Annotated in this window: 8 protein-coding genes and 14 tRNA genes; all 22 read right to left on the reverse strand. The window is 44.4% G+C overall.

Annotation, left to right across the window (positions count from 1 at the left end):
- On the reverse strand, positions 1-316 hold a 316-nt coding region (locus WMO25_RS11790; RefSeq protein ID WP_349085486.1), incomplete at its 3' end, for a hypothetical protein.
- A gap of 144 nt (positions 317-460) precedes the next feature.
- Positions 461-542, reverse strand: a tRNA-Leu gene (locus WMO25_RS11795).
- A gap of 73 nt (positions 543-615) precedes the next feature.
- Positions 616-688: transfer RNA gene (locus WMO25_RS11800), tRNA-Lys, on the reverse strand.
- A 26-nt stretch (positions 689-714) separates the two neighbouring features.
- Positions 715-787 (reverse strand) — tRNA-Gln (locus WMO25_RS11805).
- A gap of 34 nt (positions 788-821) precedes the next feature.
- Positions 822-895, reverse strand: a tRNA-His gene (locus WMO25_RS11810).
- 30 nt (positions 896-925) lie between these two features.
- Positions 926-999, reverse strand: a tRNA-Arg gene (locus WMO25_RS11815).
- 44 nt (positions 1,000-1,043) lie between these two features.
- Positions 1,044-1,118 (reverse strand) — tRNA-Pro (locus tag WMO25_RS11820).
- Between the two features lie 157 nt (positions 1,119-1,275).
- Positions 1,276-1,755: a metallophosphoesterase gene (locus tag WMO25_RS11825; protein WP_349085487.1), complete on the reverse strand. Its 480-nt coding sequence runs from the start codon at positions 1,753-1,755 to the stop codon at positions 1,276-1,278.
- Positions 1,755-2,363 (reverse strand): XTP/dITP diphosphatase, encoded by a 609-nt coding sequence (locus WMO25_RS11830; protein WP_250799652.1) that lies wholly within the window; start codon positions 2,361-2,363, stop codon positions 1,755-1,757. Before WMO25_RS11830 ends, WMO25_RS11825 begins: the two co-directional genes overlap by 1 nt.
- A gap of 52 nt (positions 2,364-2,415) precedes the next feature.
- Positions 2,416-4,119, reverse strand: a complete 1,704-nt coding sequence (locus WMO25_RS11835; RefSeq protein ID WP_349085489.1) for a lectin like domain-containing protein — start codon at positions 4,117-4,119, stop codon at positions 2,416-2,418.
- Positions 4,116-5,285, reverse strand: a complete 1,170-nt coding sequence (locus tag WMO25_RS11840) for a THUMP domain-containing class I SAM-dependent RNA methyltransferase (RefSeq protein ID WP_227083162.1) — start codon at positions 5,283-5,285, stop codon at positions 4,116-4,118. Before WMO25_RS11840 ends, WMO25_RS11835 begins: the two co-directional genes overlap by 4 nt.
- Before the next feature lie 98 nt (positions 5,286-5,383).
- The gene (locus WMO25_RS11845; protein ID WP_227083164.1) at positions 5,384-5,686 is read right to left on the reverse strand and encodes a rhodanese-like domain-containing protein; all 303 of its coding nucleotides are present in this window, start codon (positions 5,684-5,686) and stop codon (positions 5,384-5,386) included.
- A gap of 91 nt (positions 5,687-5,777) precedes the next feature.
- On the reverse strand, positions 5,778-6,008 hold the full coding sequence (locus WMO25_RS11850) for a hypothetical protein (protein ID WP_256167287.1): 231 nt from the start codon (positions 6,006-6,008) through the stop codon (positions 5,778-5,780).
- Between the two features lie 66 nt (positions 6,009-6,074).
- Positions 6,075-6,626, reverse strand: a complete 552-nt coding sequence (locus WMO25_RS11855) for a DUF5662 family protein (RefSeq protein WP_250799654.1) — start codon at positions 6,624-6,626, stop codon at positions 6,075-6,077.
- 265 nt (positions 6,627-6,891) lie between these two features.
- Positions 6,892-6,965: transfer RNA gene (locus tag WMO25_RS11860), tRNA-Arg, on the reverse strand.
- A 15-nt stretch (positions 6,966-6,980) separates the two neighbouring features.
- Positions 6,981-7,066: transfer RNA gene (locus WMO25_RS11865), tRNA-Leu, on the reverse strand.
- Positions 7,067-7,114: 48 nt separating this feature from the next.
- Positions 7,115-7,187: transfer RNA gene (locus WMO25_RS11870), tRNA-Val, on the reverse strand.
- A gap of 7 nt (positions 7,188-7,194) precedes the next feature.
- Positions 7,195-7,268: transfer RNA gene (locus WMO25_RS11875), tRNA-Asp, on the reverse strand.
- A 39-nt stretch (positions 7,269-7,307) separates the two neighbouring features.
- Positions 7,308-7,381 (reverse strand) — tRNA-Ile (locus WMO25_RS11880).
- A 4-nt stretch (positions 7,382-7,385) separates the two neighbouring features.
- Positions 7,386-7,458 (reverse strand) — tRNA-Thr (locus WMO25_RS11885).
- A 20-nt stretch (positions 7,459-7,478) separates the two neighbouring features.
- Positions 7,479-7,550 (reverse strand) — tRNA-Glu (locus WMO25_RS11890).
- 5 nt (positions 7,551-7,555) lie between these two features.
- A tRNA-Asn gene (locus WMO25_RS11895) sits at positions 7,556-7,627 on the reverse strand.
- Positions 7,628-7,753 lie beyond the last annotated feature (126 nt).

Raw genomic sequence — 7,753 nt, forward strand, 5'->3', positions numbered from 1 at the left:
TATCGAATACGATTTCATTGCCATCCAACAGGGCAATGCTGATTTCTTCTTCTGCCAATGCGTCCATCATCTCAGCTTCATTGTCATACATATAGATTACCGGAATGAAGTTCTGATCCTCAAATCTGTCTTCTTCCAGCCCATAGCTGACCAGCCGGCTGCCGCCTTCCGCGCAGTATCCAATAGAGATTCTCATAATTTCCTGCTCAATACCATCACTCTCAAGCATGGATAGCACAAGCAGAAAGACCGCCAGAGCCATCAGGCGTTTCCAAACCACTGCCATCCCTCTTACTTCTCTTTCTTTATTTTCCACCGGCTGTCACCTTCTCTCTTATCGCATATCTGCTCAAAATTCTAATATACGGATAGTGTATCATAATTTCCGGTACTTCCACCATAGTTATCAGCGAAATATAAAAAAGAAGCAGAAAATGCTTCTGCTTCTTGCCTTGCATACTGCGGATAACAGGAATCGAACCTGCACGGGGTACCCCACCAGATCCTAAGTCTGGCGCGTCTGCCAGTTCCGCCATATCCGCATAATCTATTCAATTCTTCTTCCGGAAACAATAAGTCCGGAAAGAAAAACAAGCCTTCTCAGGCTTGCTCAAATGAGACATCCGGGGCTCGAACCCGGGACACCTAGATTAAAAGTCTAGTGCTCTACCAACTGAGCTAATATCCCATATCTTATTTAATTCACCCAATTAGCTGGGCTAGTTGGATTCGAACCAACGTAATGCAGGAGTCAAAGTCCTGTGCCTTACCGCTTGGCGATAGCCCAAAGTCCTGCATAAAACTTACATCAGTTCTATGAAGGTGGATACAGGGATTCGAACCCTGGGCCTCCAGAGCCACAATCTGGCGCGCTAACCAACTGCGCTATACCCACCATACCACTTCGCAATTAAGCAAAGAGAAACGAGCCTGAAGGGATTCGAACCCCCGACCCACGGCTTAGAAGGCCGTTGCTCTATCCAGCTGAGCTACAGACTCATATTCAAAAAACAATGTTTTGTTTTGATGTAAATCATACATCGTCGGGGTGACAGGATTCGAACCTGCGACCTCTTGATCCCAAATCAAGCGCTCTAGCCAAGCTGAGCCACACCCCGTTTCATCAACAGCATTTCATCCGTGACGCAAGATATATTCTATATTACAAACAGCAAAATGTCAACCCTTTTTTTTATTTTTTTTAAATTTTTTATTTTGCATATGTAATTCAACAAAAATGGCTGCTATCCGACTTCAAAAACCGCAGAATCCTCCCTAGAGATAATAGATTTCGATGTCAAAATCTCCCTTTCGGTTGACATTCAGGATCGCATAGGATGGTCTTCGATTATCCTGCCTTGGAAGAGAAATGCTTCCTGGATTGACAACAGTTACTTCTTCCGTATCATCCAACACAGGCCTGTGAATATGGCCAAAGAAAGCATAATCGCACCCTCTTGATTTTGCTGCTGCCCTTAATTCCCCATAGCCATAATTCACATAGTAATTATGGCCATGCGTCATAAAGATCTGATGCCTGCCAATCGTAATGACCTTCTCCCTCGGAAGCCTTGAAAAGAAGTCATTGTTGCCGGCCACCATCTCTACCGGACAAGGTGCGATTGCCTCCAGATAGCCCTCACTGCCCTCCAGATCCCCCAGATGGATCAGAAGATCAACGGGACTGACTTTTCTGATAACCTTTTCCATATTCTGATTTCTTCCATGTGAATCACTGACAAGAAGTACTCTCATTATATCCCCTTTGTATCAAGATAAGCGCCTATAACAGGCTTAATCAGCTGCAATGCCTTTCCTCTGTGACTAATGGCATTCTTCGTCTCCGAAGACATAGATGCCGTTGTACAACCATATTCCGGTACATAAAAGATCGGATCATAGCCGAAGCCATTTTCCCCTTCCTCTTTATAGCCTATACGGCCTTCAATTGTTCCCCGGACAACTTCTGTTTTTCTGTCCGGGAAAGCCGCTGCCACACAACACACGAATCTGGCCGTCCGCTTTCCATCCGGAACGCCTGTTAATCTTTCTATCAGATTGACATTTTTGATGTGATACGAAGTCTCCTCACCCATGTAACGTGCAGAATAAATTCCCGGTTCACCGTTTAAATAATCAATCTCGAGTCCTGAATCATCTGCCAACACAATCGCACCAGTCATTCTTTCGATGGCCTCCGCTTTAATTGCCGCATTTTCTTCAAAACTGCTGCCATTTTCATCAATGTCCGCCTGAATACCGGCTTCTTTAAGGGACAGGATTTCTACCGGAAAATCCGCCAGAATCTCTCTGATCTCTTTCATTTTATTCTCATTGGTTGTTGCAAATATAATGCGCTGCATAATTATCTCTCCTCATTCTCCCAACGAATACCCGTCACAATTCATCCCCGTCTTATTGATCCGGAGTTAAATCTGTATAAGCTTTGAGACAGGCATTGCATGCGGATGCTTCCTCCATATGGCTCCATAAACTGCCATTATAGCTCATATAGCTCTCACCATCAGAAATATCGGCCTCCACCGTCAGCTCGTTGGATACATATTCTATCGCGATTGGATGCATGGAGCCCATGGTGTATATCTGCACGATCACCGCAAAGCGCTGGTCTGCCTCCAAGGGCTGTGGATTCTCCAATGGAATGGTATAATAGCCTTTATCTTTAATATAGCCACTCTGTAAAAAAACTCTGCGGTCCATATCTTCAATGCCCTCAAAATCTCTCACCAGATAAATATCATAATATGTCTCTGCATCCGTGGCATAAAAACCTGCCGCCCGAAGCGTGTTCTTGCTGTCCGTCTGATAAACGCTTGAAAACCAGGCCATTGGTTCATTATATCCAATAGATCCCGTCCATCCAAGCAAATCCGTCTGATAGATCCGGTCATAATTATCTGCATCTTCCACACCCGTATAAGATACACCATAGACACCAATATTCGGGTCTTCGTAGGATATATAGAAAAATCCATTCTGACCGAAATCGGCCCCCCAGCTGTTCTTGCAGATAAAAGCGCCGTCCTTCTCCGGCTCTGTAACAAAATTTTCTTTCGGATAGGTGTCATCCCATCCGATAATATCAATATCATGGTTGCATTCCTGACTTTCGGGATAATAATAAGCGGCGTTTTCCTCATTATAATAGGCGCTGAGTGAACGAATATCCGGCTGGGAATAGATTGCCGACTGCACAGCTCCGTATTGCATAATCAACTGCTTAATCTGCGAATAATCCCTTTCGTTGATAATCACCGCATCCTGAAGATGTACCGCCGCACTGAGGCCATCTTCATATTTCCCATCGCCATAAGGATCCTGCGCCTCCGTCACAGGGCCCCTCCAGCTTGTCATATACGCTAATGCCATATTATAATCTCCGCCATCGTCCAGATCCGCATTAAATCCGTTATTCATCGCCAAATGATCGACAGAAAACTCACATTTCTCATCCGGCAGCAGAGAAGATTCCAATGCAGACAAAGCAGCGAAAGCCCAACAGGTTCCCCAGCTTCCCTGGTCCCTTACTTCAGAAACTCTTCCATAATCACGCAGATCATATCTGACTGGCAGTGACACCGGTTCATCTTCCGGTGTCGCCAGCATTGCCGTGTTATTTTCATCATCCCACTGATAATCATAATCAAAATAATCTGCAAGATAGTTCACAGAAAGACAGATATTGCCATGCCGATCAAATTCTGCTATCCTGGCCTCTGTCCATCCGTCATCCGTCCGAACCCGATTTTTTTGAATGTCAATCTCACAGGTTTTCTGACCTTTGATCAGTTTGATGATATCACCATTCATCCTGGCCGCTGTACATTGAAAGAGATCATTAACCATCGTTTCCGGAATCATTAATGTCATATCATCTGACATCCAGATTTGGTCGTTGCCGCTCGTTTCCACTTTCCGGTCATCACTATAGAGGCTAATTGTTCTGCTGTTAATGTCCTTTGCTTTAATTAAATTGTAATGTCTGGTCAGTTCCTGAGAATCCTGCCCGCGAAACTGTGTGGCAGGTACCCGCATCCAAAGAATACCTCCTATGCCAAGTACCATTGCCAGAACAATGAAACGCTTTAAGTGTTTCAATTGAACCTCCTGTTATCCACTCTTTTTGGTGGCTTTGGTCCCATAAATTGATAAAAATAAGTCTTAATCATACCATTATAAATCTTACGATTCTTATCTGCCTTTCGCCCAATATATCGTTCGGCATCCTCATAAGAAGTCAGTACATAGTAGGACCAGCTGTCCAAATGTCTGAACGCATTACCGATATCTGTATAAAGAGCCGGCAAAGCTTCCTTCTCCTCCAGTCGTTCACCGTACGGCGGATTTGTAATCACAAAACCATACTTCTTCGGATGACGCAGTTCGCTGACCGGACGCTGCTGGAAATGGATCAGATGATCCACACCTGCTTCTCTGGCATTGGCCATCGCAACCTTGATAACTTCACCATCAATATCATATCCCTGTATACGCATCTCCACGTCATTGCAGATCAGGTCATTAGCCTCTGTCACTGCATCATACCACCCCTTCATCGGAAGAAGATGTTTCCATGCCTCAGCCGTAAATTCACGATTCATACCCGGTGCAATATTGGCGCCGATCATTGCTGCCTCAATTGGAAATGTTCCGCTGCCACAGAAGGGATCTACCAGAATTCGATCCTTATTCCATGGTGTCAGCATAATCAATGCCGCCGCCAGTGTTTCAGACACCGGTGCCTTACCGGTCAATTTTCTATAACCTCTCTTGTGAAGTGATTCACCTGTGGTATCCAGTGCAAGCGTTACTTCATCCTTCAGGATAAAAACTCTTAACGGATATTCATCTCCGTCTTCTTTGAACCAATCTACTCTGTATGTCATCTTCAGACGTTCAACGATTGCCTTCTTCACAATTGACTGAATGTCCGAACTGCTGAATAACTGACTCTTGGCTGTTGAAGCCTTTTTGACCCAGAATTTTCCGTTGACCGGGATATAATCTCCCCATGGAATCGCCTTCGTTGCCTCAAAAAGTTCATCAAAAGTCCTTGCTTTAAATCTGCCTACACAGAGCAGAACTCTTTCTGCTGTTCTTAAAAAAATATTCGCCCGTGCAATGGCTTTTTCATCTCCTCTAAAGGTAACTCTGCCATCTGCCACATTGACGATTTCGTATCCCAGTGCCATAATTTCTCTTTTAAGTACGGCTTCCATGCCAAAATGACATGGTACAACATATTCAAATGTATTATTCTCCATTATTCTTCTCCTCTGTCCGTTCGGCTTCAATCTTTAGTATATACTTTTTATAAATCTCAGGCAAGACACGCCTTACGTAATTTATTATTTTTGACTTTTTATACAAATAAGCGACCCCTGTATGATAAAATTCCACCACTTATACTTAAAACATCCAACCCCTGTTCTGACATCCTTCTGCCGGCGAGCATACTGGCCCCGCCATGGCTGCAATAAAGGATATATCGCCTGTTTTTTGGAAGTTTTTCTATATAATGATCCAGAAATTCATAGGGAAGATTGAGAGCTCCCTGCATATGACCTTTTCTGTAATCTCTGTCATTCCGAAGATCAATAACAACATACTCCCAATGATTCATCAGGCTTTCGGCTTCCCTTGCGGAAATTAATTGAAATGCCATGACTTTCAAATACTCCTTTTATTTATATTATATGCGAAAAAACTGCCGCAGTCGAATAGACTGCGGCAGCTGTCAAATTATTTTTATTCTTCTATCGTTCCCTACTGTTTTTGTATGCGTTTTTATAAGTGTTCTTCTGTGAATACTCATCTTCCGAATCTTCACTGTTTTTCATGCTATCTGCGGTATTTTTGTATGCGCTCTTCGCTGCATGCCCTGCCTTATCACTTGCGCTGTTTCTGCAGTTTGTGCTATTGGTACTATTCGTACTGTTACTGCAGTCGGATGTTTTATTATTGTAGCTTGTTTTATTCTTTGCCATACGATTAACCTCCTTTAATTATGGTACGTCAATAGTATGACCCGGATTTGTTTTTTTATGTGTTTCTCAATATGTTTTTTTTACTCTGATCAGATATCGCAAATAGCGGTATACTTCATCCTCGCCTTTAACTGCCAGCATTTTGAGCAAGCGTTCCAAAAGCTTACGTGTTTCCGGATGAATTGTAATATACTCTTTCGTTCTCTTATAGTATCTCCACGGACTCATCGTTGTATACCTGTCTTTTTCATAAGTTTTGCAGGCAGCTACGCGATCCGCAAACATTTCAGCTACATATTTAACCGGCATCTTAATTCCGACAATACCAAGACTGCGATCCTTCGTCACATCCGTCCAATATTCATAATGATGACGGTTTCTGCCCTTATGATGCAGCCAGGACTCTGAATAGCCCTTTGCTTCCCTCTCTGCAGCATTCGGGCTCTTGTCTCCTTGATAATACTGAACGCCTGTTTTAAATTCCGTTGGGGAATACTTCGAAAGATCATGTGTCAACCCCTGCCAGTACAACCCCATCTTGAAACATCCCTGCATCACCAGAATTCTATGCATCGTAATCGTCTTAAAATGATGCCATGCCACCAAAAGCTTACTCATATCTGAAGTACCTCCTAAAAAAATTCTATAAAACTATGTGCAAAATGCATCCAAAATTATTGATAACCTATAATTTCTATATTACGCTCCATCTGATATCAATTATCAGTGCGTGAGAGGTTGCTGTGTGCCAGTGGCACACGTTCAGCAACGACCGAGCCGGAGGCGAGATACGAACCCGTGAATAATCACGGGTTCGTATCATCCGCCTCGGCTCGTAACAAAAAGAGACAGAACATCTAGTCCTGTCTCTTTTTGTTACTAACGTGCGTGAGAGGATTCGAACCCCCGACACCTTGGTCCGTAGCCAAGTGCTCTATCCAGCTGAGCTACACACACATATTTTGTTTTAAATGCCGGCGACCGGAATCGAACCGGTACGGACGATTAGGTCCGCAGGATTTTAAGTCCTGTGCGTCTGCCAGTTCCGCCACGCCGGCATTCCTCAATGCCTGCAAAGGCATAAATGCGAATTGCTTCACATTGAATGGAACCTATAGGGCTCGAACCTATGACCCTCTGCTTGTAAGGCAGATGCTCTCCCAGCTGAGCTAAGATTCCATATAAACGACCCAGATCGGACTCGAACCGACGACCTCCGCCGTGACAGGGCGGCGCTCTAACCAACTGAGCCACTAGGCCATGTGTCGTTTTCAATCATTTCTTCATACCCGGGTAAAATGGACCTTCAGGGACTCGAACCCGGGACCGACCGGTTATGAGCCGGTTGCTCTAACCAACTGAGCTAAAGGTCCAAAAAGCCGATGATCGGACTCGAACCGATAACCTGCTGATTACAAATCAGCTGCTCTGCCAATTGAGCCACATCGGCACGAAAATATAATGATTGAATGACCTCGACGGGATTCGAACCCGTGTTACCGCCGTGAAAGGGCGGTGTCTTAACCGCTTGACCACGAGGCCATCAACTCCCCGAGCGGGGCTCGAACCTGCAACAACTCGGTTAACAGCCGAGTGCTCTACCATTGAGCTATCGAGGAAAGTTGAAAGGTTTGCACCTTCAAAACTGCATATCAACTAAACACATTCTTTAGAACCATTTTGGTCAAGCCCTCGACCGATTAGTAACAGTCAGCTCCGGACATTACTGCCCTTCCACCCCTGCC

It is taken from the genome of Coprococcus intestinihominis (assembly GCF_040096555.1).
Classification (GTDB): Bacteria; Bacillota; Clostridia; order Lachnospirales; family Lachnospiraceae; genus Coprococcus_A; species Coprococcus_A intestinihominis.